Annotated in this window: 25 protein-coding genes; 7 read left to right on the plus strand and 18 right to left on the minus strand. The window is 54.6% G+C overall.

Annotation, left to right across the window (positions count from 1 at the left end):
* Positions 1-139 precede the first annotated feature (139 nt).
* The 4 genes from ACILP3_RS01075 to ribB form a co-directional block, all read right to left on the minus strand.
* Positions 140-1,996, minus strand: coding sequence for an acetyl/propionyl/methylcrotonyl-CoA carboxylase subunit alpha (locus tag ACILP3_RS01075; protein ID WP_395614826.1), 1,857 nt, complete (start codon positions 1,994-1,996; stop codon positions 140-142).
* A gap of 5 nt (positions 1,997-2,001) precedes the next feature.
* The gene (locus ACILP3_RS01080; RefSeq protein WP_395614827.1) at positions 2,002-3,603 is read right to left on the minus strand and encodes a carboxyl transferase domain-containing protein; all 1,602 of its coding nucleotides are present in this window, start codon (positions 3,601-3,603) and stop codon (positions 2,002-2,004) included.
* Between the two features lie 180 nt (positions 3,604-3,783).
* Positions 3,784-4,203: a 6,7-dimethyl-8-ribityllumazine synthase gene (gene ribH, locus ACILP3_RS01085; protein ID WP_395614828.1), complete on the minus strand. Its 420-nt coding sequence runs from the start codon at positions 4,201-4,203 to the stop codon at positions 3,784-3,786.
* Positions 4,203-5,504, minus strand: coding sequence for a 3,4-dihydroxy-2-butanone-4-phosphate synthase (ribB, locus tag ACILP3_RS01090; RefSeq protein ID WP_395614829.1), 1,302 nt, complete (start codon positions 5,502-5,504; stop codon positions 4,203-4,205). Before ribB ends, ribH begins: the two co-directional genes overlap by 1 nt.
* A gap of 122 nt (positions 5,505-5,626) precedes the next feature.
* Here ribB and ACILP3_RS01095 point away from each other — a divergent pair, with 122 nt between their 5' ends.
* Positions 5,627-6,715, plus strand: a complete 1,089-nt coding sequence (locus ACILP3_RS01095; protein WP_395614830.1) for a DUF2855 family protein — start codon at positions 5,627-5,629, stop codon at positions 6,713-6,715.
* Here ACILP3_RS01095 and ACILP3_RS01100 read toward each other — a convergent pair.
* The 10 genes from ACILP3_RS01100 to ACILP3_RS01145 all read right to left on the minus strand — a co-directional run bounded on the left by ACILP3_RS01100 (position 6,702) and on the right by ACILP3_RS01145 (position 16,066).
* Positions 6,702-8,006, minus strand: a complete 1,305-nt coding sequence (locus ACILP3_RS01100) for an amidohydrolase family protein (RefSeq protein WP_395614831.1) — start codon at positions 8,004-8,006, stop codon at positions 6,702-6,704. The two genes, ACILP3_RS01095 and ACILP3_RS01100, sit on opposite strands and share 14 nt — an antisense overlap.
* Before the next feature lie 5 nt (positions 8,007-8,011).
* On the minus strand, positions 8,012-8,815 hold the full coding sequence (locus ACILP3_RS01105; protein WP_395614832.1) for a TIGR03084 family metal-binding protein: 804 nt from the start codon (positions 8,813-8,815) through the stop codon (positions 8,012-8,014).
* Positions 8,816-8,839: 24 nt separating this feature from the next.
* The gene (locus tag ACILP3_RS01110) at positions 8,840-9,235 is read right to left on the minus strand and encodes a ribose-phosphate pyrophosphokinase (RefSeq protein WP_395614833.1); all 396 of its coding nucleotides are present in this window, start codon (positions 9,233-9,235) and stop codon (positions 8,840-8,842) included.
* Positions 9,236-9,243: 8 nt separating this feature from the next.
* On the minus strand, positions 9,244-10,164 hold the full coding sequence (locus tag ACILP3_RS01115) for an NAD(P)H-dependent flavin oxidoreductase (RefSeq protein ID WP_395614834.1): 921 nt from the start codon (positions 10,162-10,164) through the stop codon (positions 9,244-9,246).
* A 22-nt stretch (positions 10,165-10,186) separates the two neighbouring features.
* Positions 10,187-10,600, minus strand: a complete 414-nt coding sequence (locus tag ACILP3_RS01120) for a DUF1330 domain-containing protein (RefSeq protein ID WP_395614835.1) — start codon at positions 10,598-10,600, stop codon at positions 10,187-10,189.
* A 103-nt stretch (positions 10,601-10,703) separates the two neighbouring features.
* Positions 10,704-11,348, minus strand: a complete 645-nt coding sequence (locus ACILP3_RS01125) for a TetR/AcrR family transcriptional regulator (protein WP_395614836.1) — start codon at positions 11,346-11,348, stop codon at positions 10,704-10,706.
* Positions 11,349-11,413: 65 nt separating this feature from the next.
* Positions 11,414-12,511, minus strand: coding sequence for a DNA polymerase IV (dinB, locus tag ACILP3_RS01130; RefSeq protein WP_395614837.1), 1,098 nt, complete (start codon positions 12,509-12,511; stop codon positions 11,414-11,416).
* Between the two features lie 13 nt (positions 12,512-12,524).
* Positions 12,525-14,207, minus strand: coding sequence for an AMP-binding protein (locus ACILP3_RS01135; protein ID WP_395614875.1), 1,683 nt, complete (start codon positions 14,205-14,207; stop codon positions 12,525-12,527).
* Positions 14,208-14,214: 7 nt separating this feature from the next.
* Positions 14,215-15,315 carry an MBL fold metallo-hydrolase gene (locus ACILP3_RS01140; RefSeq protein WP_395614838.1) on the minus strand — a complete coding sequence of 367 codons (1,101 nt, stop codon included), beginning with the start codon at positions 15,313-15,315 and terminating at the stop codon, positions 14,215-14,217.
* A gap of 49 nt (positions 15,316-15,364) precedes the next feature.
* Positions 15,365-16,066, minus strand: coding sequence for a DUF1013 domain-containing protein (locus ACILP3_RS01145; RefSeq protein WP_296201100.1), 702 nt, complete (start codon positions 16,064-16,066; stop codon positions 15,365-15,367).
* A 159-nt stretch (positions 16,067-16,225) separates the two neighbouring features.
* On the opposite strand from ACILP3_RS01145, the gene ACILP3_RS01150 reads away from it, so the two are divergent.
* The gene (locus ACILP3_RS01150) at positions 16,226-17,197 is read left to right on the plus strand and encodes an alpha/beta fold hydrolase (protein ID WP_395614839.1); all 972 of its coding nucleotides are present in this window, start codon (positions 16,226-16,228) and stop codon (positions 17,195-17,197) included.
* A 15-nt stretch (positions 17,198-17,212) separates the two neighbouring features.
* Here ACILP3_RS01150 and ACILP3_RS01155 read toward each other — a convergent pair whose 3' ends face one another.
* Positions 17,213-18,211 carry an NAD(P)H-quinone oxidoreductase gene (locus tag ACILP3_RS01155; protein WP_395614840.1) on the minus strand — a complete coding sequence of 333 codons (999 nt, stop codon included), beginning with the start codon at positions 18,209-18,211 and terminating at the stop codon, positions 17,213-17,215.
* Positions 18,212-18,292: 81 nt separating this feature from the next.
* Between ACILP3_RS01155 and ACILP3_RS01160 the strand changes: the two genes are divergently transcribed.
* Both ACILP3_RS01160 and clpA read left to right on the plus strand, forming a co-directional pair.
* The gene (locus tag ACILP3_RS01160) at positions 18,293-18,490 is read left to right on the plus strand and encodes a DUF1192 domain-containing protein (protein ID WP_296199516.1); all 198 of its coding nucleotides are present in this window, start codon (positions 18,293-18,295) and stop codon (positions 18,488-18,490) included.
* A gap of 130 nt (positions 18,491-18,620) precedes the next feature.
* Positions 18,621-20,963 (plus strand): ATP-dependent Clp protease ATP-binding subunit ClpA, encoded by a 2,343-nt coding sequence (gene clpA, locus ACILP3_RS01165; RefSeq protein ID WP_395614841.1) that lies wholly within the window; start codon positions 18,621-18,623, stop codon positions 20,961-20,963.
* A 31-nt stretch (positions 20,964-20,994) separates the two neighbouring features.
* Here clpA and recF read toward each other — a convergent pair whose 3' ends face one another.
* Positions 20,995-22,053 carry a DNA replication/repair protein RecF gene (gene recF, locus ACILP3_RS01170; protein ID WP_395614842.1) on the minus strand — a complete coding sequence of 353 codons (1,059 nt, stop codon included), beginning with the start codon at positions 22,051-22,053 and terminating at the stop codon, positions 20,995-20,997.
* A 381-nt stretch (positions 22,054-22,434) separates the two neighbouring features.
* On the opposite strand from recF, the gene ACILP3_RS01175 reads away from it, so the two are divergent.
* Complete coding sequence (locus ACILP3_RS01175) at positions 22,435-22,611, plus strand: PspC domain-containing protein (RefSeq protein WP_395614843.1); 177 nt, start codon at positions 22,435-22,437, stop codon at positions 22,609-22,611.
* A 141-nt stretch (positions 22,612-22,752) separates the two neighbouring features.
* Here the strand turns inward: ACILP3_RS01175 and ACILP3_RS01180 are convergent, their stop codons facing one another.
* Positions 22,753-23,892 carry a beta-ketoacyl-ACP synthase III gene (locus ACILP3_RS01180; RefSeq protein WP_395614844.1) on the minus strand — a complete coding sequence of 380 codons (1,140 nt, stop codon included), beginning with the start codon at positions 23,890-23,892 and terminating at the stop codon, positions 22,753-22,755.
* Positions 23,893-24,050: 158 nt separating this feature from the next.
* Here ACILP3_RS01180 and ACILP3_RS01185 point away from each other — a divergent pair, with 158 nt between their 5' ends.
* Both ACILP3_RS01185 and ACILP3_RS01190 read left to right on the plus strand, forming a co-directional pair.
* Positions 24,051-24,617, plus strand: coding sequence for a lysophospholipid acyltransferase family protein (locus ACILP3_RS01185; RefSeq protein ID WP_395614845.1), 567 nt, complete (start codon positions 24,051-24,053; stop codon positions 24,615-24,617).
* Positions 24,614-25,423 (plus strand): DUF1295 domain-containing protein, encoded by an 810-nt coding sequence (locus tag ACILP3_RS01190; RefSeq protein WP_395614846.1) that lies wholly within the window; start codon positions 24,614-24,616, stop codon positions 25,421-25,423. Before ACILP3_RS01185 ends, ACILP3_RS01190 begins: the two co-directional genes overlap by 4 nt.
* Here ACILP3_RS01190 and rimO read toward each other — a convergent pair whose 3' ends face one another.
* The gene (gene rimO / locus ACILP3_RS01195) at positions 25,424-26,788 is read right to left on the minus strand and encodes a 30S ribosomal protein S12 methylthiotransferase RimO (protein WP_395614876.1); all 1,365 of its coding nucleotides are present in this window, start codon (positions 26,786-26,788) and stop codon (positions 25,424-25,426) included. It abuts the gene before it with no gap.
* Between the last annotated feature and the right edge of the window lie 6 nt (positions 26,789-26,794).

Consider the following 26,794-nt stretch of genomic DNA (forward strand, 5'->3'; position numbering starts at 1 on the left):
AAAATCACTGTGTCATTCCCGCGAAAGCGGGAATCCATGGCCGGATCTGAAAGCTTGAACACAGACCGTTCGGTGACCCGATAGCTCAGGCCGTGGATTCCCGCTTTCGCGGGAATGACAAACAGGTGGTGAGAGATGTTCACGCCACCCCCTCAATCCGCACCAACACCGCCTCAACCTGCACCTGCGCGCCAGCCTCTGCGTTTAGCTCTTTTACCACACCGTCGAACGGCGCGGTGAGGCTGTGTTCCATCTTCATCGCTTCGAGCGTCGCGAGTTTCTGGCCCTTGGTCACTATGTCGCCCGCCGCGACCTCGACCGCGATGATGCGGCCTGGCATCGGCGACAATATTGCGCCGTCGCTTGCGGCACTGTGTCCAGACCCACGCGGTTCATCCAAGACATAGCGGCGGGCAAAGCCATCGGCAAAGGCGAGCACATCTGCGGTTGGTGCGTCGGCCTCAATCTCATCAAACGCGACGATATATAGGTTGCCCGCGTCGTCCAAGAGGCGTGCTTGTGCCCGTGGCGGTGCATTTAAACGGAAGCCAAGAATTGCGCTGACGGGACCGTCGCCGGGGCTGGCGCACAACAACGCCGCCGCCTCGGCAAGTTCTTCTGGCTCTGGCTTGGATGGATGAACAAGATTATCGACTTCGCGCGCAATCAGACCCGTATCAACATCACCAAGTCCGAAGTCGTCCAAGTCAAGCAACCGGCCCAAGAAACCGGCGTTCGTTTTCACTGGCCAGACTTCCGTGCCGTCAATGCCATCGCGCAATCGGTCCATCGCCGCGTCCCGCGTTTCGCCCCATGCGATCAACTTGGCGACCATCGGGTCGTAAAAGGGCGAGACTTCGCCGCCTTGCTCTACGCCTGTGTCGATGCGCAATTCTTCGGGAAACTCCAAATGGTCGAGCGGACCAGTCGAGGGTAAAAAGCCAGTCGCCGGATTTTCGGCATATAACCGCGCTTCCATCGCCCAACCGTTAATGCACAGTTCGTCCTGCCGCTTGGGCAAGGCCTCTCCGCTCGCCACACGCAATTGCCATTCAACAAGGTCAACGCCCGTAATCTCTTCGGTCACCGGATGTTCAACCTGCAACCGCGTGTTCATCTCCATGAACCAGATGCGGTCGGCGCGTAGACCCTCTGATGCGTCGGCAATGAACTCAATCGTGCCTGCGCCGACATAGTCGACGGCTTTTGCGGCCTTTACCGCGACCGCGCAAAGCTGCGCACGGGTCGCTTCGTCCATGCCCGGTGCGGGGGCTTCTTCAATCACCTTCTGGTGACGGCGTTGCAGCGAACAATCGCGTTCGAACAAATGGACGATGTTGCCATAGGTGTCGCCAAACACCTGCACCTCAATATGGCGTGGGCGCTGGATATATTTCTCGATCAAGACATGGGCGTTGCCGAATGAGGCGCTGGCCTCACGCTGGCACGAAGCGAGCGCGTCGGCAAAGTCTGCCGCGCCATCGACCTTGCGCATTCCCTTGCCGCCGCCGCCCGCAACGGCCTTGATGAGGATAGGATAACCGATCTCGGCGGCGCGTTCCTTAAGAAACGCTGGGTCTTGATTATCGCCCATATAGCCCGGCGTCACGGGCACGCCCGCTTGGGCCATCAATGTCTTGGCTGCATCCTTCAGGCCCATCGCGGTGATGCTGGCAGGGTTCGGCCCAACCCAGATGAGGCCAGCGTCAATTACAGCCTGCGCAAATTCGGCGTTTTCGGACAGGAACCCATAGCCCGGATGGATCGCATCTGCTTTGGTGGCTTTTGCAGCAGCGATAATCTTTGCGCCGACCAAATAGCTCTCCCGCGCCGCAGACGGCCCAATATGCACGGCCTCATCCGCCTCCCGCACATGCAACGCCTTGGCATCCGCATCCGAATAGACCGCTATTGTGCGAATACCCATATCGCGCGCAGTGCGGATAATCCGACAAGCAATCTCGCCCCGATTGGCGATGAGGAGGGATTGGATCATCTGACTCACATCCTAAACACCCCAAAGCGGGGTGCCTCCTCTACGGGGGCGTTTAGGGCGGCGGCGAAGGCTAGCCCCAACACATCGCGGGTTTGCGCTGGGTCGATGATGCCATCATCCCATAAACGCGAGGTCGCATAATATGGGTTGCCTTCATCCTCATATTTCTGACGGATTGGGGCTTTGAAGGCTTCGGCTTCCTCCGGCGTCCATTTTTCCGCATCGCGGTGGACGGTGGCGAGGACGGAGGCGGCTTGCTCGCCGCCCATCACCGAAATCCGCGCATTGGGCCAAGTGAACAGGAAGCGCGGGGAATAGGCCCGCCCACACATGCCGTAATTGCCCGCGCCAAAGCTGCCGCCGATCAGCACAGTGATCTTCGGCACGCTTGCGGTGGCAACGGCAGTGACGAGCTTTGCGCCATGCTTGGCGATGCCCTCCGCCTCATATTTGCCGCCGACCATGAAGCCGCTGATATTCTGCAAGAACAAGAGCGGTATCCGGCGCTGGCAGGCAAGCTCAATGAAATGCGCGCCTTTGACCGCGCTTTCCGAAAACAGCACGCCGTTGTTGGCAAGGATTGCGACTGGCATCCCCCAAATATGTGCAAAGCCGCAGACCAAGGTCGTGCCATACAGCGCCTTGAACTCATGAAATTCGCTGCCGTCAACCAACCGCGCGATGACTTCATGCACATCATAAGGCGCACGGACATCATCGGGGATGACACCGTAAAGTTCTTCGGTGTCGAACTTTGGCGGACGGGGTTCTTTTACATCAATGTCCGGTTTGTGGATTGGGCCTAAATGCGAGATGATATCGCGCACGATGGTCAGGGCATGTTCGTCATTTTCGGCGACATGATCGACCACCCCCGACTTGCGACCATGCAGGTCGCCGCCGCCTAAATCCTCCGCGCTAATCTCCTCGCCTGTCGCGGCCTTCACCAATGGCGGGCCAGCCAAGAAAATCGTGCCTTGATTGCGGACAATCACGCTTTCGTCCGACATCGCAGGGACATAAGCGCCGCCTGCGGTGCAACTGCCCATAACGCAGGCGATTTGCGGAATGCCCTTGGCGCTCATATTGGCTTGATTGAAAAATATGCGGCCAAAATGGTCGCGGTCGGGAAAAACCTCGTCCTGATGCGGCAGGTTGGCGCCGCCGCTGTCGACCAGATAAATGCACGGCAAATGGTTCGCCTCGGCAATTTCCTGCGCGCGCAAATGCTTTTTGACGGTCATTGGGTAATAAGTGCCGCCTTTGACGGTCGCGTCGTTGCAGACGATCATGCACTGACGGCCCGAAACGCGGCCTATTCCCGTGATGAGGCCTGCACCGGGGATTTCGCTATCATACAGGTCGCAGGCTGCAAGCTGGCCGATTTCTAGGAAAGGCGAACCGCTATCCAGCAGGCGCTCGACGCGCTCACGGGGGAGCAACTTGCCACGCGCAGTGTGCCGCTCACGCGACTTCTCGTTACCACCCAGCGCGGCTTCGGCAACCTTGGCCCAAAGCGCATCGCGCAACGCTCGGTTGTGTGCGGTGCGCGCCTTAAACTCCTCGGAGTCAGGGTTGATCGACGTTGGCAAGACGGGGGCGCTCATGCTGACACTCCGTCATGCTGAACCTGTTTCAGCATCCATTTTTCCTCTCAAGCCCGGCCGTTAGAGGCGCGATGGACCCTGACCCAAGTTCAGGGCGACAAAATTGCTATACTTAGGAAGTATATAACGGGGAAAGCAGGAAAAGGAATGCGCAACCTTATTACGCAAACCAATTTTTGGTCACCCGAATTTATTTTGTAACGCCAACAAGGCCATTGCCGCAATGGCCGCCTCCCCGCCCTTGTCCTTTTGCTTAGGATCAGCGCGGACTATGGCCTGGTCTTCGTTTTCAACCGTCAATATGCCATTGCCAATGGCGATACCATCCATCGTCAACGCCATGATACCGCGCGCGCTTTCGCCAGCGACGATCTCAAAATGATAGGTTTCCCCGCGAATAACAACGCCAATGGCGACAAAACCGTCATATATCTGCGCCTCTGCGGCCATCGATATGGTGCCGGGAATTTCGAGCGCGCCGGGCACAGTAATTACCTCAACCTCATGCCCCTTGGCCTTTAACGCCGCCTTCGCACCTGCCACGAGCATATCGTTCAGATGGTCATAAAACCGTGCTTCGACTATTAAGAATTTCGCCATTACTCGCCTCCGGTGCCGGGAATAGGCCGTTCGCCTACAATGGAAAGGCCATAGCCTTCAAGGCCAACCAGCGTGTGGTGGGTGTTGGTCAGCAATATCATGTCTTGCACGCCCAATTCCGTCAGGATTTGCGCACCCCCGCCATAATCGCGCAGTTCTTCGATTTCCGGCGCACCAGCTTGCTTGCCCTCGGCGCGCAACTGCATGAAGCGGGAGACGACACCCTTCATCGGCTTGTTAATAACTACGATGACGCCAGCGCCTTCGTCCGCAATGGCCTCCATCGAGCGCGAAAGCAGACCAGACCGCTCGCTTTCTTCGCCAAACACGTCAACGAACATCGACATGGTGTGCATTCGTACCAGTGTCGGTTTTTCAGGATCAATGCGTCCCTTGAGCAAAGCCATGGTCTCATCGCCCGTCGCTTTGTTGTAAAAGGTCATGGCGGTCCAATCGCCGCCCCAGCGGCTGTTGAACTTCATCTCCGCGCGCTTTTCGACGAGATGGTCATGCTGGCGGCGATAGGCAATCAAATCGCGGATCGTGCCCATTTTCAAATTATGCATATGGGCAAAGGCGACAAGGTCGTCCATCCGCGCCATTGTGCCGTCGTCTTTCATGATTTCACAAATCACGCCCGACGGGTTCAGGCCGGCAAGCCGGCTGATGTCGACAGCGGCCTCTGTGTGTCCGGCGCGAACCAACACGCCGCCATCGCGGGCAGTAAGCGGAAAGACATGTCCCGGTGAAACAATGTCGTCAGGCCCCATAGAAGCATCTACAGCGACAGAAATGGTGCGCGCGCGATCTGCGGCGCTAATGCCTGTCGTAACGCCCTCACGGGCTTCTATGGACACCGTAAAGGCGGTCTGCATGCTTTCGCGGTTTTCCCGCGCCATCGGCGTCAGGCCAAGCTGTTCACAACGTGCTTTGGTCATCGAAAGGCAGATGAGGCCACGGCCATGCGTGGCCATGAAATTGATCGCATCCGGCGTTGCCATTTGCGCAGGGATAATCAGGTCGCCTTCATTTTCACGATCCTCATCATCGACAAGAATATACATGCGGCCATTGCGCGCCTCTTCAATGATTTCCTCAATCGGCACGAGCGCCGGCGTGTCATCGTTGGAGAATAAATAGCTTTCCAACTTGCGCAAAGTCTCAGCGGTCGGGTTCCAGCCCGGCTCATCCAAGTCACGCAAAGTGTTGGCATGCAGGCCAGCAGCGCGGGCCAAGCCCGACCGTGACAAGCCACCGTCGTTGACGAGGCTACGAAGTTTAGTGATCAATTGTGTGCTCATGATTCGCCTTTTTTCACACTACGATGTGATTGTCAAAGCGGATAATCACATCAATGTGCACAATTGACGCCCTTGAACGCATAAGTTCAGCGCGTTATGCCCACCGCAGGAGAACCAAAAACATGGCATCGACAATCTGGGTAAACAAACAAGCGCTTACACAAACGCTATTGCATGAGGCTGCATTACCGCCGCTCAGCGAAGGTACGGTTCGTTTGCGTATCGAAAACTTCTCCGTGACTGCGAATAACATCACCTACGCCGTCATCGGTGACATGTTTGGCTATTGGAACTTCTTTCCAGCGGAAGGGGATTTTGGCGTCGTGCCAATGTGGGGCCATGCCATGGTGGAAGAATCACATTGCCCCGATATCGCGGTCGGTGAGCGCGTATATGGATATTTACCGATGGGGACGCATCTTGATGTTCTGCCCGGCAAGATCAGCGCGGGCGGCTTCACGGACATGGCTGCGCATCGCCAACCCATGAGCCCCATCTATAACCAGTATAGCCGCCTTGCCGCTGACCCCGAACATGACCCCGCAAAAGAAGCAGAGCGTATGTTATTTGGGCCTTTGTTCAAAACCGGGTTCCTCATTGAAGCCATGCTCCGCCGCGAAGGCTGGTTTGGCGCAGAAAACTTGCTCATCACCAGCGCTTCATCCAAAACGGCCATGGGCCTTGCGAGTGTTGCTAAGGATCTATCGCCCAGCGTAAAACGCATTGGCCTGACCTCAAAAGGCAATATGGGCTTTGTCGTCGCAACTGGCCTTTACGACGAAGTCATCTCTTATGATGCAGTCGGCACCCTGCCCAAGACCGCTTCGGTATGCGTCGATTTTGCCGGCAACTCGCGGTTGCTCCGTAGCGTTCACGAAACATTGGCCAGCCATCTAAAATATAGCTGCTTGGTCGGCGCCACCCATGTTGACGCGCGCGGCCCAAACAGTGCTGGTGCAAGTGGCGGCGAGATGCCGGGGCCGAAGCCCATCCTGTTCTTCGCCCCTGATCACGCGGTCGCAACTATTCAGGAACTGGGACCAAAGGGCTTTGGCGAAGCCGTCGGCCGCAGTTGGAAAAGCTTCCTAACCGCAGCCGATGGCGTTGTGGACATTGAAACCCATGCGGGATTGCAGGCTGCCGCAAGCGTCTTTGTGGAAACGCTTCAAGGCCGGACAGACCCGCAAAAGGGCATCATTATTCAGCCTTAAAAACCCGCCCATCTTTCATAACAAAACGCACGGATTTTAATGTAGTGATGTCCGCTATGGGGTCACCGGCTACGGCGATTAAATCCGCCGCCTTTCCGGGTTCAAGCGAGCCAACCTCTTTTTCAACGCCCAATAAGGTCGCGGCATTCATGGTCGCGGCCTGAATGGCGGCGCTGGCGGGCATGCCATGCTTGACCATCAATTCAAACTCGTCTGCATTCCGGCCATGTTTGGAAACACCGGCATCTGTGCCAAACGCAATTTTTACGCCTGCGGGATAAGCCTTGGCAAGGCTCTTGCCGGTCACACCAATCCGCCATTGTACTTTCGCCAGCACGTCGGGCGGATAGGCATTAGGGTTTGCGGCAAGCCGCTCAAGATAGCCATTTACCGTTGAGAGGGTCGGCACATAATAAGCACCTGCAGCCTTGAACAATTTGATGCTCTCGTCGGTCATCATAGTGCCGTGCTCAATCGAGTCCGCGCCTGCGGCTAAGGCGATATTGACGCCGTCGTCGCCATGGGCATGCACGGCAACTTTCTTGCCATAAAGATGCGCGGTATCAATTAACGCCTTCACCTCGTCATCGAATAATTGCCGTCCAAGTCCAGCGCCAATGCGACTGTTCACGCCACCTGTCGTTGCGATCTTGATGACGTCCACGCCGCGCCGGACTTGTTTGCGTATCGCCTGACGGCAGCTTTCAACGCCATCACACAGATTTTCCTGACCGATACTATTATGCAGGTCTTCGGAGACCGATAACGTTGCGTCCATATGCCCGCTGGTCGTTGAGATCGAACGGCCAGCATCGATAATCCGGGGGCCGGGAAGTTCGCCAGCCGCAACCGCGTCACGCAGGGCCAAGGTTGCGCCAGTGCCATCGCCCATGTTGCGCACCGTAGTGAAGCCAGCCATCAACGTTTTCTTCGCATTGCCCGCAGCACGATAAGCGGCGCGCGCCGGGCTGTCGGTGACGGCCTCGATCAAGGCTGCATTACCGCCAGCGTCACTATCCAAATGCACATGGCTGTCGATTAAGCCCGGGAGGACAAATTTGTCTTTCAGATCGATGAGCGTCGCACCTGCTGGTCCCTGCTGATGACCTGCCAAAACTTCGGCAATTTTGCCGTTGCGAATAATGACGGTAGATGGACCACGCGGCGGGTTTCCTGGCATGTCCAATAACTTGCCGGCATGGATCACCGTAACCCTGTCGGTTGATTGCGCGGCCAAGGGCGTGCTCGCTAGCAAGACTGCGCCTAATGAGACAAAAATGACTTTTTTCATGCTATTCAAACTCCCCTGTCGGCGCGATGCCGTGAACCTTTTGCTGGCGGGTCCTGTGGCGGCCCCGCAAAACATTGCGCCATAGACATCCATTGATGCGCGACTTCGCCTGTGACTTCAAGCGCAGTGTCCGCAATGTTGCGGCATTGGGTGACGACTTGACAAAATTCTGTCGCACTGCCCGAAATCATACCACTTTCGGAGAGATCGCCATATTCCCACACCGCGCCAGATGGAGCGGACAGGCGCAATTTCGGCATCTGTCCCGGTGGTTCAATACGGCGATTTTTCCATGTGAAGCCCCATGTATTCACGCCAAGACGTGCGATGTTTCCAATACGGTCAGTGTCCTGCCGCTCCACGCCAAGCACATCGTAAACGGCCTGCCCATGTGCCCAAGTTTCCATTAACCGCGCGGTAATTGAACTTAGCGCGCTCATGTCAGGGCCAACCCATTTGAGACGAAGCTTCGGATCCAACGCAGAAAATGCAGCGGCAGTGGCTTCGGCACGCTCTATCCAAGCGTTTCGCAAGGCATGGCCCGAAAGACCGTCCAAATAGCGCGCCTCAAACTCAGGCAGCTTACCCCCGCGAACGCCAGCCATCATCGCGGTGATAAACGCGCCAAACGCGACCTCATCACGCAATGATAAATCCACCGCTATGTTCCAAACATGCAAATGCCTGATGATGTTGTTAATGGTCCAGCCCTTGAAAAGGGTCGGCCTTTCAAAATCTATTTCGGAAAGCAGCGCCAGCTGTGCGCATAACGCTTTGCTTTCATACAAAAAATCATTTGCCTGTTGCATTAGTTTTGTCGTCCCAGATCAATTTCAAAGCGTTTGGTTTTGCCAATATGCGAACACATCATCCTGAAGCTTTCGGATATGAGCATGGGCTTGCGGCCCTGTCCATGCACCCTGATAATCGCTCCGCCCTGTCCACCAGCCTTGGCCCGGCAAGCCGTCACCTTCACGCACCACAAGCACCGCGAGCGCAGGTGCGCCTTCTTCGGCGGTAATCTGGTCTATCTTATCCAGCGTCTTGCATACCGCCCGCATTTTGGGCCGCGTGAAGCGAAAGCCAAGGTTCAGCAAAAGCTCGGAATAGCTAATCGCACGGCCATCACGCCCACATTGCTCTAATATGACCTTGATCCGCGCAACATCGTGCAGCGCCGAAACATCCGCCGCAGGATCGCTCAGAAACTCTTCTAGGACGGGGTCCAAGTCAAATCCTAAAGATAATCACGGCGCAAATCGTTTATGACAGCATAAAACTCGTCCATCACCTCGTTGATGATTTGCTTGGCGGGTTTCACCGCATCAATGCGTCCGGCCACTTGCCCGGAAAGGGCGATCGCAGCCTCCATGTCACCGCCGAAATACAAATCAAGCACACCGCGCATTTCAGCCATGATATTGTCCGTTGGCTCAACATCCAGCTTTGTTGTTCGTTCAGTACGCAAGGCGCGCAATGCCGGTCCCGGCCCATGGCGGTTAAGGAAAAGCGTATCGGTTTCCTTCGCGTTGATGATCGCGTCTTTCCAGTTATGGTGCACAGGCGATTCCGCAGCGCTGACCATCCGTGTGCCCATTTGCACAGCCTCAGCGCCAAGCGCAAATGCGGCTGCCATTGTCCGTCCGCAGACGATACCACCAGCAGCCACAATAGGCACATCAACTTTGCTCCGGATGAGCGGTAGTAGGACCATCAGCGCGACGTCCTTCGGATTTTTGAAACCACCACCTTCTCCGCCTTCAACCACAAGGCCATCAACCCCGGCATCAATCGCTTTCAATGCACCGGCCAGTGTTGGTACGACGTGAAATACGGTTAATCCCGCAGCCTTTAATGGACCGCAATATTTATTAGGGTCGCCCGCAGATGTGGTGACAAACTTGATACCTTGGTCGACGACAAAATCGACGATACCAGGATCACGCACAAAGGCTTGCGCGATATTCACACCAAAGGGTTTATCGGTAAGTTCGCGCATCTTGATGATTTCGGCGCGCACTTCATCCAACAGCCCCGAGGAGGTCTCGATTATGCCAAGCCCCCCCGCGTTCGACACCGCCGATGCCAGTTGCGCCCGCGCAATCCATCCCATTGGCGCTTGAATGATGGGATATTCGACGCCGAGCAGATCGGTCATGCGGTTCTTCATGGGCTTCATATCAATGTCCAATCTGGCTGGTGCGGATGTTTAACTGGCCGGCAAGCCCAGCTTTGCGGTGGGACTCAATGGCTTGATATTCAGGCGAAGATAGCATTTTCTGCATCGCCGCGAGTGACGGGTATTCGACCAAAGCGATCATGTCCCATTGGTCCTCAACTTCACCAATCATCATACCAGTAACGTTCCCGGCGAAGATTTGGCGCCCACCAACGGCAGCCAAACATGCCTGAATAGCCTTACCGTAGCGGGCATAAGCCGCTGCGCCCGAGAGGTCGGAATCGCTGCCATCGGCATATTCCGCTTTGTCTCTGAACTTCAGCAAATTGACCATGACAAACGGCCCGTTCTCCGGACCGCCGAAAAATGACTTAGCCTGCTCCATTGATGGAAATATTGCATTTTCGACACGCATGATAATCTCCCTCCCACTATGATTTAATCGCATGCTTAAATCAGCATTGAGGCGTTGTAAAAGTGATTATGCGCTCAAGAGGTTGCCACAAATATGGCGCGGGTTATGAAACGATTCTGATATGCGGCTCGGCAGGTGTTTGCGCCGACGATTTCTTGCCTAACCCACGAAAAATTGTCTCAATAATCGTTGCCAGTTTCTCAACCCTTAACTTAACCGTGCCGACGTAAAAAAGCGCATCAGGGTTTGTGTAGCATTGCACCATCTGGTTGATGAGTGACACGGCCTCATCAATCGAGAGGCCTTCAAAATAGCCCTGCTCCATGGCCTCTGCGACAATAAGGGAGAGATAATGATCTCCCAGATCAACATATCCGCGGACAACCTCAAAATATTGTTGGCCGATTTCGAGGTAACTTTTCAGCAGGTCTGGCTCTGCCTCATATTGGGCAAGCATCGCGAGGTAACGCCGCGCAAAATATTGGTACATCTTTTCCTGAACAGGCAGGTCGGATTCGGTTACCTCAACCATTATCCGAACTTTTTCGGCAAAAAAACGCTCGGCCACAGCCTCAAGCAGCGCTTCTTTATTGTCGAAAAAGCGATATAGATTGGAGGGCGACATGCCCGCGGCAGCCGCCAAATCTGTCATTGAAATATCTACTGCACCGCGCTTGCGGACCAAGTCATCCACCACCTCCAGCAATGCAGTTCTTCCAGCATCAATGTCCGTCTGCGGGCGCGCCATTTTATATCCTGTGTTATGTTTGTATAACAGTTTCATGATATGTAATAAATTATTTCAATTTTCAATCAACCAAATGTAAATTGTCCTTGCTGTGTTGCACCATGCGCGATTTCATTATGGTCTACCAACCCCGAAAGCGTCAGCCCAAGGAGCCGAACGCCCATTTCGACTGGTAAGATTTGATCAAGCAACGCATGCCCTAATTGGGCAATAGTCGCACGATCCGACAAAGCTCGTCCCATAGTGCGAGAGCGCGTGATCGTCCGGAAATCTGCATAACGCGCCTTCAACACTAATGTCCTGCCCTCTGCCTGATACCGGTCAATGCGGCCCCAAAGGATATCGACTATGTCTTCTAATGCTTCGCGCAGTTCTGGCTCACTGCTTTTGTCGTTGAAATAGGTACTTTCCGCCCCGATAGATTTGCGCACAGAATGTGCGTTGACCGGACGGTGATCAATCCCACGCGCGGCCCAGAAAAGATAGCCGCCCCAACTGCCAAAATGCTGCGCCAGCCACGCTTCATCCTTTAGAGCAAGGTCCGCGCCCGTATTTACGCCCAGCTTCGCCATCTTTTCAGCAGTGCGCGGCCCGACACCGTGAAAACGGCGGACCGGCAAGCCAGCTACAAATTCCGGGCCCTGCTCCGGCAAAATGACGCAAATTCCATCGGGCTTATTCTGGTCACTGGCCAGCTTTGCAATGAACTTGTTATAGCTTACACCCGCGCTTGCGGTCAGGCCCGTCTCGTCGCGGATAGCTGCGCGGATCGCCTTGGCAATCTTCACCGCCGACCCGATGCCCTGCTTGTCATGGGTCACATCAAGATAGGCCTCATCCAATGAGAGTGGCTGAATAAGGTCGGTGTGCCGCGCGAATATGTCACGGATCTGTCCGGACACCGCTTTATAGGCCTCAAACCTTGGTTTGACGAAAATCAGGTCGGGGCATTGCCTTTGCGCCACAACCGAAGGCATGGCGGAACGCACACCAAACGCCCGCGCTTCATAGCTCGCCGCAGCCACAACACCGCGTTTGGACGAGCCGCCGACTGCGACAGGCTTACCGCGCAGATCAGGGTTATCCCGCTGTTCCACACTGGCGTAAAATGCATCCATGTCGACATGGATTATCTTGCGGACGAGAGCGGAATCTCCTTCCATCGCAGACTAAGGCCTAGGAACCCAGCGCCACCCGCAACGCTTTGCGGTCAAGCTTGCCGATCATTGTTTTTGGCAAGGAATCCATGATCGTGACCCCCTTGACGCGTTCATGCTTACCCAATTTCGGGTTTAGCCACGTTGCAAGCGCGGCGCCATCTTCGGTCGCACCATTTTGTAATGTCACAAAGGCGTGTGGAATTTCACCGAGATATGCATCAGCAACGCCGATAACGAGCGCTTCCTTGACCGCAGGGTGTTGGTAGAGAATGTCTTCAACTTGGCTGGGGAATACCTTGAACCCGCCAACCGCGATCATATCCTTCAACCGGTCAACGATGTGGATAAAACCATCTTCGTCAATCGTCGCGACGTCACCAGTGCGAAGATACTTGCCGAGAAATACTTCTGCATCCGCCTCTGGCCGGTTCCAATATCCGCACATAACTTGTGGGCCTGAGAAAGTAAGCTCGCCGGGCTCGCCGGCAAGAGCGGGCTTAGTCGGGTCCTCCTTGTCAACAAGCCGGACGTCGGTTCCAGGGACAGGTTGCCCGATGCTGCCGATCTTGTTCATGCCCTCATAAGGGTTGCACGAAACCACGCCGGAGCTTTCAGTTAAGCCATAGCCTTCGATAACAACAGCTCCGGTAGCTGTCTCAAACCGCTTTTTCAGTTCACCGGACAAGGGCGCGCCGCCCGAAATACAGGCACGAAGGCTGCTGAAATCGGTCTTTGCAAGGTCCGGGCAATCTAGCAATGCTTGATACATGGTCGGCACGCCAGGAAGTGAAGTTACCTTTGCGCGGGTAATCGCCGCCAAAGCCGCCTTTGCCTCAAAACGCGGAAGCATGACAATTTCACCGCCATTGGCGACTGTGCGATTAAGAACAGTTGCATTTGCAAAGACATGGAAAAACGGCAGCACTCCAAGGATACGATCGTCCGATGGGTCCTCCGGCTGATTCATTCTGCTATGCGGATCAAGCATGTTAATCTGCCGCGCATTGGCGGTAATATTTTGATGACTTAACATTGCGCCTTTGGGGGTGCCAGTTGTCCCGCCCGTATATTGCAACTGCGCAATATCTTTTTCGGGTGCGCATGGCTGGATCGCATAATCGCCTTCATTTGCGACCAGACGGGCAAAAGTAGACACACGACTATCAGAGGGTGTCGCCGCAATCTCGCTGCGTTTGAACACACGATATGCCCAGCTTTTCGCTTTTGGCAACGCTTCGGATACGCTTCCGACGATCAATTCTTTCAAGCTGCTATTGTCGAGTACCTTCATCGCCGTGGGCAATAGCGCCGCCGCAGAGACCGCAAACAATATCGACGTGCCGCTATCGGCGACCTGATGCGCGAGTTCATCAACGGTGTAGAGCGGCGAAAAATTCACCACCGTCGCCCCCGCTGCCAAAGCGCCATAATAAGCCGCGATATATTGCGGAACATTGGGCAGGAATAGGCCAATATGGTCGCCCTTGCCTATCCCCTTATTTTGCAACCCACGGGCGACGCGCCGGACAGTTTGTGCCATTTCAGCATAACCATATTTGCGGCCCATAAAGTCGGCCATGGCTGCGCGGCCCATGCGCTCGGCCGATTGGAAAAACATGTCATGTAGCGCCAATGCGGGAAAATGCTGATCCCATTTGATAGGATGAAAATAGCGATCGTTCCAAATGCTCTGTGTCATACAGGCATTATGCCGCGTGATACCAGCCAACGCCATCGCGGATTTCACATTTTATCCGTCCAGCAAAATGCAAATGTCGCAGATGCGCCTGCGCCTCGCCCGCGGCTAAGCCATAGACGCTATCATCAATCTCGCGGTCAAACAGTAAGGAGAATGTATCAACGGCGCGCATTTCGGTGGTACGCAGTTGTAATTCAAGCTTATCAAGCCGTTCATGATGTCCCGAGGCAAGCTTGTCCAGACGGACATGCACACCCGTAAATGGTTCCCCATGTGCGGGCAGCACCAACATATCAGCAGGCAAAGCCGCACGGAATTTCGCAATGGACGCCAGCCATTCACCAAGCGGATCGGCCTCCGGCTCGCTGTCCATGACCGATACATTTGATGTAATGCGCGGCAAGATTTGGTCCCCAGCAATGATCATTCCATTACCGAAATCTACCAAGCAAGCATGTTCAGGTGTGTGCCCACCGCCAGTCATCACCGTCCAGTCGCGTCGCCCAACCTGAATGACTTGTCCGTCATCCATGCGCACATGCCCCGTCGGAAGTTTGGATACGGCTCTGGCAAAGCCGCCCCAATCGCCTTTTCGCAAAATATCAATGCGCTCTTCGTCAAATCCGGCAAATTTTCGATTGCTCAAGACGTCTTCTGGCGGGTGATCTAACTGCTCGGCGGTCAGCATGCGTGCCATCAGCCATTCGGTCCGGTTCATCCAGATCCGGACTTTGAACTTGTTTGCCAACCAACCAGCGCAACCCACATGGTCTGGATGGAAATGCGTTACGAAAATCCGTGTTAGGTCGCGGTGCGCCAACGCTCCCTTGAAAAGCGACTGCCATTGGTCAATCGTTGGCGGCATGAACAGGCCCGTATCGGCAATTGCATATCCGCCGTTCGCCTCATCCAGCAACCATAGATTGATATGCGCCAAATTGCCCGGCACGGGCATCCGCGTCCAACCGATATCGGGCGCTATTGGATAAATTTCACCATATTGCGGAGCGTGTTCGCCCAAAGGGTAGGTTAGCCCCTTTAGCTCTTTTGCTTCAAACCCATGATCGGCAAGCGATGCGTCATATGCGGGGGGTGTGTTAGTTGCCATCCCCCCGCCGTGCCTTAATCAAGCGATTAAGGCAATCATCACGTTTCGATTATTCGCCAGCTTTTTTGAATAAGGTGTCGGCGGTCAATTCTGCCTTGCCAACATTTTCGTCTTCGCCATTCAACGCAGCTTCGGCCCGGCGTGCAGCTTCCGTACGTTCTGCGCGTAATTCCTCGATCAAAGCGTCGCGATCGGTTCCAAGGCGCGCGTCGTTGGCAGCGGTATTGTCGATACCAGCTTTCTTTGCAGCGCGGTTCACGATCGCATCCAGTTCGCGCTGCGATGTCAAACCAAGCGTGACGGGGTCCTTCGCCTGAATTTCAGCGATGTTCCAGTGGCTACGCTCACGAATGGCCGCAATTGTATTGCGGGTCGTACCGATCAACTTGCAGATCGCGCCATCCGAAATTTCAGGATGATTGCGCAGCAACCAAGCAATGCCATCCGGCTTGTCCTGACGCTTCGACACTGGCGTATAACGTGGCCCTTTTGTGCGACGAACCTGATCCGGTCCCTTTGACATTTTGAGGACATAATCCTCATCCGCCTGCCCCTTTTCGATTTCTTCCATCGCCAATTCGCCGGCGTGCACAGGATCACGTCCGGTATACTTCGAACCCGTCATGTCATCAGCCATGGCTTGCACTTCAAGGATATGAATGCCGCAAAACTCAGCGATTTGCGAGAAGCTCAAACCCGTGTTGTCGACCAACCAAGCGGCAGTCGCATGTGGCATCAAAGGGGTAGCCATTTCATTTGCTCCAATAATAAGGGCCGCCCCTTACGGAGCGGCCTGAATGTCTTGGCTCGGCATTAGGCGAAGTTTGCCATATCGGCAAGCGACAATGCGCGTTTGGACTTGCACGCGCCGCACCAGCCGTGCATTCCCAAGCAATCATTGGGGGAAGAAATGCTACGTTTCATTAAATGGCTCTTCATTTTGTTGCTTGCCGCCTTGGCCGCACTGTTTTTCTGGGGCTATGCGCCTGACACGGATGCCGCGCAGATGGAGCGCAAATATGGCAGTGCCGCTTCGCGCTTTGCCAAGTTGGAGCCTGGTCTGCGCGTGCATTATCGCGACGAAGGAAAACAGGACGGGCCCGTGCTCGTTCTCATCCACGGCTCAAACGCATCACTACATACATGGGAGCAATGGGTTGGCATTTTGGGCAAAGACTATCGCATTATATCGCTTGATCTTCCCGGCCATGGCCTGACTGGAAATAACCCCGCAGGCGTCTACGACAGTGCATCTTATGTGCGCGTCGTTGACCGTTTATTGACCAAGTTAAATGTTGATAAGGCGGTGATAGGCGGCAATTCGATGGGCGGCGGCGTGTCATGGGCATATGCGCTGGAGCATCCGGAGAAGGTAGAAGCTTTGTTATTGGTTGATGCCAGTGGACAGCCATATGCAAGGTCTGGAAAAACGCCACTTGGATTCCGGCTGATGCGCATGCCAGTGATAAAAGAAGCCGCGCGCTTCATTGCCCCCCGCAGCATTTTTGAATCGAGCGTCAAAACGTCGATGAGTGTTCAATCCGAAATCGACGACAAGCTCATTGATAGATATTGGGAATTAAACCGCTACCCCGGCAACCGCAACGCAACCATGCAACGCTTTTCAAATTCCAAGAGCATGGTGCCTGGCACAAAAGAACGGCTTTCAACAATAAAGGTGCCTGTTTTGATTTTATGGGGCGCGGAAGATAATTTAATCCCCGTCACAGCGGCCAAATGGTTCGCGGAAGCCATGCCGCAGGCCAAGCTGATTATTTACCCCAATGTTGGCCATATCCCGATGGAGGAGATTCCGCAGAAGAGCGCCAATGATGTCAAAATCTGGCTGGATGGATTGGGAACGCAAGCGCCGAGCCCATAAAGCTATATTTCGTGCTTAAACCGCCAGCGTGATTTTCCCCACATGCGCGCAAGATTCCATATAAGCATGCGCAGCGGCGGCTTCGGCCAAAGGAAAGACCTTGTCCATTTCCGGACGCAGCGCACCATCACAGACTAGCGGCCAAACATTGGCCGATATCTCCTGCGCAAGCATCGCCTTAAACGTGGCGGTTCGAGGGCGCAGCGTTGACCCAGTCAGCGTCAGCCGGCGTGACATGACATAAGCCATGTTGATTTCTGCTGTCATCCCGCCCTGCACCGCAATGGTCACATGCCGCCCGTCTTCGCGCAAACACTGCAGGTTTCGCGAAACGTAACTCCCTGCGACCATATCAAGCACGATGTGAACGCCCTCACCATTTGTGATTGCCTTGACACGTTCGACGAAGTCGGAATCATTATAGTTGATAGCGTAGTCAGCGCCAATTTTTTCGGCGACTGCGCATTTGTCGTCAGAACCACAGGTCACAATCACCGTCAGGCCGAAAAGCTTGCCCAGCTTGATTGCCATGGTGCCAATCCCGCTGGTCCCGCCGTGAATCAATATGGTCTCGCCGGGGGTGGCATAGCCCCGCTCAAACACATTATGCCAGACGGTGAACAATGTTTCAGGCAAGGCCGCAGCCGCAGCCATGTCCATGCCCGCTGGAACTGGCAAGCACACATCCATCCGCGCGAGGCAATATTCGGCATATCCACCGCCAGATACCAAGGCGCAATAACGGGCACCGATTATGGTCGGGTCGACATCGCCGCCCACGGCGACAACTATGCCCGACACTTCAAGTCCAGGCAGATCACTCGCGCCCGGAGGCGCAGGATAAAGTCCTTTGCGCTGGATTACGTCAGGCCGGTTAACGCCCGCATAAGCCACTTTCAACAGCACTTCACCCACATCTGGAACCGGCAGCGGTCGACGCGACGCGACAAGCACTTCGGGCCCACCCGGCGTCGAAATTTCGATTGCGGTCATTTGATCCGGTAGCTGTGCCATTACGAAGTTATCCCTTGTGAATGGTCGGCCTTTAAGCAAGCTTCATATTGACAGCAACTGCCCATCGGTAAAATATGCGTTATGGATATTGACGAAAATCTACCGCGCCGGCGCGACGATCCTGTGGCCAATCTTGTTAAGCAGGATATTGACGCCCTATCTGTTGCGGAACTTGAATTACGGATCGCTGCGCTAAAGGCCGAAATTACGCGCTGCGAAGCCAAAATAACGTTTGCAAGCAAGCACAGAAGCGTTGCCGACGCATTGTTCAAGAAGTGACTCATAGCGGGCCAATGCGCAGAAAGCGGCAAGCCAAACCGTTATCTCTGTCATCATGCTTGAAAGCACCGAAGGCCGCGCCGATATAGTGTATAGAACGCGCAGCGACTCATTTTAGGGAGACCGAATTATGCCATCATTTGCAGAGTCGCTTGAAACCACACTTCATAACGCATTGAAGCATGCTGGCGACCGTGCGCATGAATACGCAACGCTGGAGCATCTCCTGCTGGCGCTCATCGAAGATGCGGACGCAGCGAAAGTCATGCAGGCTTGCGGTGTCGAGCTTGGCGAACTTTCGGACATCATCATTACATATTTGGATACCGAGTTGGAAAGCCTACGCGTGGAGGGTAAGGTCGACCCGTCGCCGACAAGCGGCTTTCAGCGCGTTGTTCAACGGGCGATTCTGCACGTCCAAAGTTCCGGCAAAGACGTCGTGACTGGCGCAAATGTGCTGGTCGCTTTGTTTTCGGAGCGCGAGAGCTATGCCGTATATTTCTTGCAACAGCAGGATATGAGTAGGCTCGATGCCGTATCTTATATCAGCCACGGCATCGGCAAGGACGGCAAGTTAGCCGAACCTCGGTCAGTCACCGGCGCTGAGCAGAAAAGCGAAGAGCCCGAAGACGCCAAGACGAAAAAAGACAAAAAAGAAGGTGCGCTGGACCAGTTCACCGTCAATCTGAATGAAAAAGCCAAGCAGGGCCGCATCGACCCGCTGATCGGGCGGACTGCCGAAGTTGACCGCACTGTCCAAATCTTATGCCGCCGGTCAAAGAATAACCCGCTATATGTAGGCGAACCGGGCGTTGGGAAAACAGCGATTGCAGAGGGGCTGGCCCGCCGTATCGTTGAGAATCAGGTGCCTGAGGTTCTTTTACCAGCAGTGATCTACTCGCTCGACATGGGCGCATTGCTGGCTGGAACGCGCTATCGCGGTGACTTTGAGGAGCGGTTAAAGGCGGTCGTGTCCGAGCTGGAAAAACTGCCAGACGCGATCTTGTTCATCGACGAAATCCACACAGTAATTGGCGCTGGCGCAACCAGCGGCGGCGCAATGGACGCGTCAAACTTGCTGAAGCCCGCTTTGTCCGGCGGAACCATCCGCTGCATCGGGTCGACCACCTACAAGGAGTTCCGCAACCATTTTGAAAAAGATCGCGCATTGCTGCGCAGGTTCCAGAAGATTGATGTCAACGAGCCAAGCGTTGAAGATACAATCAAGATCCTTGCTGGCTTGCGCAGCGCGTTTGAAGAGCATCACAAGGTGAAATACACTCCCGAGGCCATCAAGGCTGCGGTAGAGCTGTCCTCACGCTACATCAACGACCGTAAGCAGCCTGACAAGGCGATAGACGTCATTGACGAAGTGGGTGCCATGCAGATGCTGGTTCCACCGTCAAAGCGCCGCAAGCTTATCACAGCCCGCGAAATTGAGGCCGTTATTGCCACGATCGCCCGCATACCGCCAAAGCAGGTTTCGACCGATGACAAGACTGCGCTTGGCACGCTTGAGGCGGATCTCAAGCGCGTCGTGTTCGGGCAAGACAAAGCGATTGCAGTGTTGGCGAGCGCCATCAAGCTCAGCCGTGCTGGTCTGCGCGATACCGAAAAGCCAATCGGCAGCTATTTGTTCAGCGGTCCGACCGGCGTTGGTAAAACCGAAGTCGCGCGGCAATTAGCCTCTATCCTTGGCATTCCGCTCAAGCGATTTGACATGTCTGAGTATATGGAACGCCACAGCGTCAGCCGTCTGATTGGTGCCCCTCCAGGATATGTCGGCTTTGACCAAGGCGGATTGCTGACAGATGCTGTCGACCAAAGCCCGCATAGCGTGCTGTTACTCGACGAAATCGAAAAGGCACATCCGGACCTGTTTAACATCCTTTTGCAAGTGATGGACAATGGTCGCCTGACCGACCATCACGGCAAGACCGTTGACTTCCGTAATGTCATTTTGATTATGACGACCAATGCGGGGGCCAGCGACATGGCAAAGGAAGGCATTGGTTTCGGCAACAACATCAGCAAGGAAGATGCAGGTGACGAAGCCGTTAAGAAGATGTTCGCACCGGAATTCCGCAATCGCCTCGATGCAACGGTACCATTTGGTTATCTGCCGACCGAAGTTGTCGCGCGCGTCGTCGACAAGTTCATCCTGCAGTTGGAGTTGCAGCTTGCCGACCAAAATGTGCACATCAAGCTTGATGACGAAGCACGGGCTTGGTTGACTGAGCGTGGCTATGACAAGCTATATGGCGCGCGCCCGATGGGGCGCCTTATCCAAGAAAAGATCAAACAGCCGCTTGCAGAAGAACTGTTGTTTGGCAAACTCATTCATGGCGGTGAAGTTGCTGTGCGTATCAAGGACGACCAGCCCGCATTTGAAGTGACACCCGCACCGCCTAAAGCGGCTAAGCCTAAGTCGCCAAAGAAGATTGCTGCGAAAAAGTCCAGTAAAGCCCGCTAAATGAATGTTCCCCTGCGATCAGGGGAGCATTCTAAATCCGTCCAATTGGAAGCAACTGGGCAGACGGCCCAATATCCTTAAACAATTCGGGTTCAGTTCCGGTCATCCAGACTTGCGCCCCGGTGTCTGCCAACAACGCAAATAACGCAGCGCGTCTTGACGGATCGAGATGCGCCGCGACCTCATCCAACAGCAAGATCGGCGGGGCATCACGTTGCGCTGATACAAGCGCCGCGTGCGCAAGGATGAGGGAGAGCAATAATGCCTTTTGTTCCCCTGTGGAACATTGCTCCGCGACCTGTCCTGAGCCGCTGTGCAATACTTCGAGATCGGCACGATGCGGGCCAAGCAAAGTGCGCCCGGCAGCTGCGTCACGGCTACGTCCCTTGCGCCATGCAGACGCAAGATCGCCATCTGCAGTTGCAAGCTTTTCGACCAATTTAATCTGCGGCGTTGCAAATGGCCCGGATATATTTGTCAGCAATTGAGCACTCAACGCCTCAACAACCCAAATGCGGGCCGCCTGAATGAGGTTTCCGCTCTCCGCCATCTGCGCCTCAAGTGCATCTAACCACAATGGGTCGGCACCAACACCGCCTGCCAAAAGCCGGTTGCGTTGTTGCATGGCCTTTTCATATCGGCTGCTGTGCCGCGCGTGGCCAGGGTTTATCGCCAATACCAAGCGATCCAGAAACCGCCGTCGCGCGGCCGCGCCGTCTGCAAACAAGCGGTCCATCGCTGGGGTTAGCCAGATAACCGACAGCCATTCGGCAAGGCTGTTTATCGCCGCATTGCTCTCGTTCACCCGCACCTTGCGCCGTTCAGGCTGCTCTGCGCTGACCCCAGTTCCAATCACATTGCCGCCAGCGTGCGCAACGATAGCAAAGCCGCCACTGCCCTCGTTGCGCACCATGTCAGACATGGCCGCCCGGCGAAGACCTCGGCCTGGTACCAAAAGCGACACGGCCTCCAGTATATTCGTCTTGCCGGCCCCGTTTGACCCGTGAAGTGCAATGAACTGCGCCTCTGGCCGGATCTCCAGCGCAGCATGATTTCGAAAATCATTCAGGGTTAGTCGCGACAGCGTCATATCATGCGTCTGCTATAGTATGACCACTTTTGGTCAAGCGGCTATTGGCACTCCACCACTCCCAAATATTGGCATAATTTCCCAATATATGAATTTATTCCAATCATGCGGCAATCCCAAATATAGCATAATTAATTGTTTTTCATGGAAAAATCAATTTTGGCATAAGCTATGCAAAGTAGTTCGCATAGCCGGCATGGTCCGGGATCTTGAAAAGGAAATTAACATGACACAATATGTGCACACACAAATTCTATCGGCTTTCGCCGCAGTTATCTGCGCATTCATCACTATCGGCATCAGCGTGGCACCCGCCGTTGCACCTGCCGCCGCGATCATAGCATAACAAAACCCCATATTTTGAGTTTAGGGAGCAATTTAATGACACGTTTGACACTTGATAAAGCCAACAAGAAAATTCTCGGCGTTTGCGCTGGCCTTGCCAACTGGACCGGCATTGATGCCATGATCATTCGCTTGATCTTCGCTGTTGCAACGGTTGTCGGCTTTGGTTCGCCAGTTTTGATTTACATTTTGCTGGCGATGATACTCGACTAACGCGCACAAAGCCCTCGCCAACGCGCTGGCAGGGGATGTACAATAAGCGTGCATCCCCCAGACGGACCGAATTGCGCAAAGAAATGGCAGCTGACGTCAACCGGCAACGGGGTTTGCCGCCTAAATCCGCAGCCCCATTTATTAAGCGACTTTCCGCACAAATACCGAGCCCGCCGAATACCCCGCGCCGAACGAGCAAATCAGGCCAATATCTCCAGCCGTCAGGTCTTCATTATGCTTGTGGAAGGCGATGATGGAGCCGGCGCTTGAGGTGTTGGCATAAGTATCAAGCACTGTGGGACTTTCATCCTCGCTCGCTTCATGCCCCAAAACCTTTTGTGCAATCAGTCTGTTCATGCCCGTATTGGCTTGATGCAGCCACATGCGGCGTAAATCTGTTCCAGATAAGCCCAGGCTTTCGGCATGTTCAATGATCATTTGTCCGACCATTGGGACAACCTCTTTAAACACCTTCCTACCCTCTTGAACAAATAGCTTGTCATTGCGCGGCCCGCTTTGGTCGACCGGACCCTGCCCATGCGCGCGGTTGAGAAAACCAAAATTGTTGCGGATATTGTTCGAAAATTGCGTTTTCAGCCGCGTGCCCAGAATCTCCCAATGCTGCGCAGGGGCCATATCCTTTGCCTCAACTAATATGGCGGTCGCCACATCCCCAAAGATGAAATGGCTGTCGCGGTCGCGCCAGTTAAGATGGCCTGATGTTATTTCAGGATTTACGACCAATACCGAACGCGCATTACCGCTGCGGATATAGTCAGCAGCAGTTTGAATGCCGAACGTCGCTGAAGAACAAGCAACATTCATGTCAAAGCCAAAGCCGCGCTGCATACCAAGCTCATGTTGGATTTCTACAGCCATGGCAGGATAAGCGCGCTGCATGTTCGACGCAGCGCATAGCACGGCATCAACATCTTCAATCTTGCGACCAGCGCGTTCCAGCGCATCACGGCATGCCGCAACGCCAATTTCGGCCATTAACGAAATCTGGTCATCTGGCCGTTCGGGGTAACGTGGCTCCATGATGTCGGGATCGACGATGGCGCGCTTATCGATCACATGCCGGGATTTGATCCCGCTGGCCTTCTCGACAAATTCAACTGAGCTGTGCGTGAGTGGCTCTGCATCAGGGTTGGCGGCGTTGTAGCGGTCGGCATAGGCATTAAAGCTCGCGACCAGTTCCGCGTTGCTGATATTATGAGATGGGGTAAACAATCCGGTTGAAGAAATAACTGGAGTGCTACCGTGTGCATGTTGCGACATGTAAATTCCCGCGTTGATTTTTATTGCGCCCGGATGCCTAGCCTTTGCGTATTTACGAAACAAGCCGTTTGAAATGCATTGCAACGGCGTTATGTGAGCATTGGGGGAGGATGACGATAATGTTCTTGAATGAACGCCAGCCCAGCTGGTTATCCCAAATGTTTAGGCGGGTATTGGTTGCTATTTATAAACGCGGCGGATGGCGGGCGCATGGCGTCGTTCCGGAGCCACGCAAATTCGTGCTCATCGCCGCACCACACACCAGCAACTGGGACTTTGTCTATTTTTTAGGACTGACCGAAGACTTAGGAATTAAGCCACATTTCATGGCTAAAACTTCGCTTTTCCGCTGGCCGTTTACCAACTTCATGCTCGATATGGGCGGTGTTCCTGTCGACCGTAGTTCAAACCGCAATTATGTGCAGCAGATGATCGATGAATTCGGCCGTCGCGACGAATTCATGCTGACAATCGCGCCAGAAGGGACGCGCGGCACGGTTAAGGCGTGGAAAACTGGCTTCTACCATATTGCCATGGGTGCAGGCGTACCGTTGGTATTGGGCATGATGGATTATGGTTCCAAAACCGGCGGGCTTGGGCCTGCCATATGGCCAACTGGCGACTATAAAGCCGATATGGCGAAGGTTGCAGAAATCTACGCAAAGGTTAAACCAAAGCATCCAGCCAAAGGAATGACAGAAATATTTGCGAGGGACGAGGCATGACTGATTTTGGTTCGACGATGCTTATCAATGCTGCGGCGTTGCTAACCGTGATTCTTGCCTTATGGGCTTATTCGGTCAGAATTCGCGATGTGTCATTCATTGATGCCTTTTGGGCATTCGGGATGGTGTTACTGGCTTGGGCGACTTGGGCGCAATCAAGCGCGCCGGACGCGCGGTCCCATTTGCTGATAGGTTTGACTAGCCTTTGGGGCCTACGCCTGACCTTTCATCTGTGGACACGCTGGCGCGCGCATGGCGAAGACCCGCGCTACGCCAAAATCATGGGCAGCGTGATGGAAAAGAAAGGCTGGAGCTGGAGCAAGACATCCTTGCTTTCGGTGTTCCTTACCCAAGCGCCTCTGCTTTTCATTACTTCCCTCCCCGCGCAGCTTGGTATTTGGGCAAGCGAAGGCGGGAATATAGCGTTGGGCCCATTGGCATTATTCGGCACAATCATTGCGATCATCGGCATATTGTTTGAAACCATCGGTGATTCGCAGCTTAACGCATTCCGCGCCAATCCGGCTAATAAGGGCAAGGTTCTGGATACTGGCCTTTGGCGTTATACGCGCCATCCCAATTATTTTGGTGACGCCTGCACATGGTGGGGCATTTGGCTCATCGCTTGTGAAGTAGGGCTGGTAGGATGGGCTAGCGTCATTGGTCCGATATTCTTGACATTCACCCTGACGCGATGGTCGGGTAAGCCCTTGTTGGAACGGGGTATGAAAAAGACGCGGCCCGAATATGCCGATTATGTCGCCCGAACTTCAGGCTTCTTTCCCCTACCGCCGAAGGGCAGATAATCAGGCAACCACCCCAAACAGATCGTGCTCGTCAGCATCTTCGATGTTGACCAGCACGACGTCGCCGGCCTTCAAAGTCGGGTTAACATCCCGCAGATAGACATGGCCGTCAATTTCAGGTGCATCGGCCTGCGATCGTCCCGTGGCGCCAATGCTGCCATCTTCATCCGCATCGCCGATTTCGTCGATGATTACAGGAATATTGCGTCCGACCTTTGCCGCAAGCTTGGCAGCGCTGATCGCGGCGGTTTTTGCCATGATACGCTGGAACCGCTCTTCCTTGACTGCGTCGGGCACGGGATTGGGCAAATGGTTCGCCTGCGCGCCGTCCACCGGTTCAAAGCGGAACGCCCCTACCCGGTCTAGCTGCGCTTCTTCTAGCCAATTGAGCAGATATTCGAAATCGGATTCGGTTTCGCCGGGGAAGCCGACGACAAAGCTCGATCGTATCGCAATGTCCGGAGCCATATCGCGCCATTTGCGGATGCGTTCAAGCACCTTTGCTTCATTAGCTGGCCGCTTCATGGCTTTGAGGACATTGGGCGCTGCATGCTGGAACGGGATGTCGAGATACGGCGTCAAATATCCTTCAGCCATTAACGGAATGACATCATCCACATGGGGATAAGGATAAACATAATGCAGCCGGACCCATGGTGCGATGCCATCGCTGGTGCGCAAGCCGCCCAATTCGCGCGCAAGGTCAGTCATATGTGCACGCACCTGACGCCCCTTCCACTCGCGCGGTTCATGCCGCGTATCCACCCCATAAGCGGAAGTGTCTTGCGAGATAACCAGCAGCTCTTTTGTGCCAGCGGAAACAAGCTTCTCCGCCTCACGCAGCACAGCGTCAATCCGGCGGCTTGCAAGTTTTCCGCGCAGGGACGGAATGATGCAGAACGCGCAGCTGTGGTTGCAGCCTTCGGAAATTTTGAGATAGCTGTAGTGGCGCGGCGTAAGCTTTAATCCGCCTTCAGGGACAAGATCAACGAATGCACCGCGCGCCGGCGGCGCTGCCTCATGGACCGCCGATACGACAGCCTCATATTGATGCGCCCCTGTAATCGCCAACACATCGGGAAAGCGCGCGCGAATAACATCGGCTTCATTACCCATGCAGCCCGTCACAATAACACGGCCATTTTCCGCGATAGCCTCGCCAATGGCTTCCAGGCTTTCTTCCTTTGCAGAGTCCAGAAAACCGCACGTATTGACGAGCACCACATCGGCACCCGCATAATCGGGCGACAGGCCATAGCCGTCTGCACGCAGCTTAGTGAGAATTCGTTCGCTATCGACCAGCGCTTTGGGACAGCCAAGCGATACCATGCCGACTTTCGGCGCTGCTTTAATGATTGTTGCCATGATGGG

The organism is Sphingorhabdus sp. (assembly GCF_044239665.1).
Lineage (GTDB): Bacteria > Pseudomonadota > Alphaproteobacteria > Sphingomonadales > Sphingomonadaceae > Sphingorhabdus_B.

Coding starts and splice junctions, on each gene's coding strand:
- ACILP3_RS01075 (WP_395614826.1), bottom strand. CDS start 1,996: ATGATCCAATCCCTCCTCATCGCCAATCGGGGCGAGATTGCTTGTCGG.
- ACILP3_RS01080 (WP_395614827.1), bottom strand. CDS start 3,603: ATGAGCGCCCCCGTCTTGCCAACGTCGATCAACCCTGACTCCGAGGAG.
- ribH (WP_395614828.1), bottom strand. CDS start 4,203: ATGGCGAAATTCTTAATAGTCGAAGCACGGTTTTATGACCATCTGAAC.
- ribB (WP_395614829.1), bottom strand. CDS start 5,504: ATGAGCACACAATTGATCACTAAACTTCGTAGCCTCGTCAACGACGGT.
- ACILP3_RS01095 (WP_395614830.1), top strand. CDS start 5,627: ATGGCATCGACAATCTGGGTAAACAAACAAGCGCTTACACAAACGCTA.
- ACILP3_RS01100 (WP_395614831.1), bottom strand. CDS start 8,006: ATGAAAAAAGTCATTTTTGTCTCATTAGGCGCAGTCTTGCTAGCGAGC.
- ACILP3_RS01105 (WP_395614832.1), bottom strand. CDS start 8,815: ATGCAACAGGCAAATGATTTTTTGTATGAAAGCAAAGCGTTATGCGCA.
- ACILP3_RS01115 (WP_395614834.1), bottom strand. CDS start 10,164: ATGACCGATCTGCTCGGCGTCGAATATCCCATCATTCAAGCGCCAATG.
- ACILP3_RS01120 (WP_395614835.1), bottom strand. CDS start 10,600: ATGCGTGTCGAAAATGCAATATTTCCATCAATGGAGCAGGCTAAGTCA.
- ACILP3_RS01125 (WP_395614836.1), bottom strand. CDS start 11,348: ATGGCGCGCCCGCAGACGGACATTGATGCTGGAAGAACTGCATTGCTG.
- dinB (WP_395614837.1), bottom strand. CDS start 12,511: ATGGAAGGAGATTCCGCTCTCGTCCGCAAGATAATCCATGTCGACATG.
- ACILP3_RS01135 (WP_395614875.1), bottom strand. CDS start 14,207: ATGACACAGAGCATTTGGAACGATCGCTATTTTCATCCTATCAAATGG.
- ACILP3_RS01140 (WP_395614838.1), bottom strand. CDS start 15,315: ATGGCAACTAACACACCCCCCGCATATGACGCATCGCTTGCCGATCAT.
- ACILP3_RS01145 (WP_296201100.1), bottom strand. CDS start 16,066: ATGGCTACCCCTTTGATGCCACATGCGACTGCCGCTTGGTTGGTCGAC.
- ACILP3_RS01150 (WP_395614839.1), top strand. CDS start 16,226: ATGCTACGTTTCATTAAATGGCTCTTCATTTTGTTGCTTGCCGCCTTG.
- ACILP3_RS01155 (WP_395614840.1), bottom strand. CDS start 18,211: ATGGCACAGCTACCGGATCAAATGACCGCAATCGAAATTTCGACGCCG.
- ACILP3_RS01160 (WP_296199516.1), top strand. CDS start 18,293: ATGGATATTGACGAAAATCTACCGCGCCGGCGCGACGATCCTGTGGCC.
- clpA (WP_395614841.1), top strand. CDS start 18,621: ATGCCATCATTTGCAGAGTCGCTTGAAACCACACTTCATAACGCATTG.
- recF (WP_395614842.1), bottom strand. CDS start 22,053: ATGACGCTGTCGCGACTAACCCTGAATGATTTTCGAAATCATGCTGCG.
- ACILP3_RS01175 (WP_395614843.1), top strand. CDS start 22,435: ATGACACGTTTGACACTTGATAAAGCCAACAAGAAAATTCTCGGCGTT.
- ACILP3_RS01180 (WP_395614844.1), bottom strand. CDS start 23,892: ATGTCGCAACATGCACACGGTAGCACTCCAGTTATTTCTTCAACCGGA.
- ACILP3_RS01185 (WP_395614845.1), top strand. CDS start 24,051: ATGTTTAGGCGGGTATTGGTTGCTATTTATAAACGCGGCGGATGGCGG.
- ACILP3_RS01190 (WP_395614846.1), top strand. CDS start 24,614: ATGACTGATTTTGGTTCGACGATGCTTATCAATGCTGCGGCGTTGCTA.
- rimO (WP_395614876.1), bottom strand. CDS start 26,788: ATGGCAACAATCATTAAAGCAGCGCCGAAAGTCGGCATGGTATCGCTT.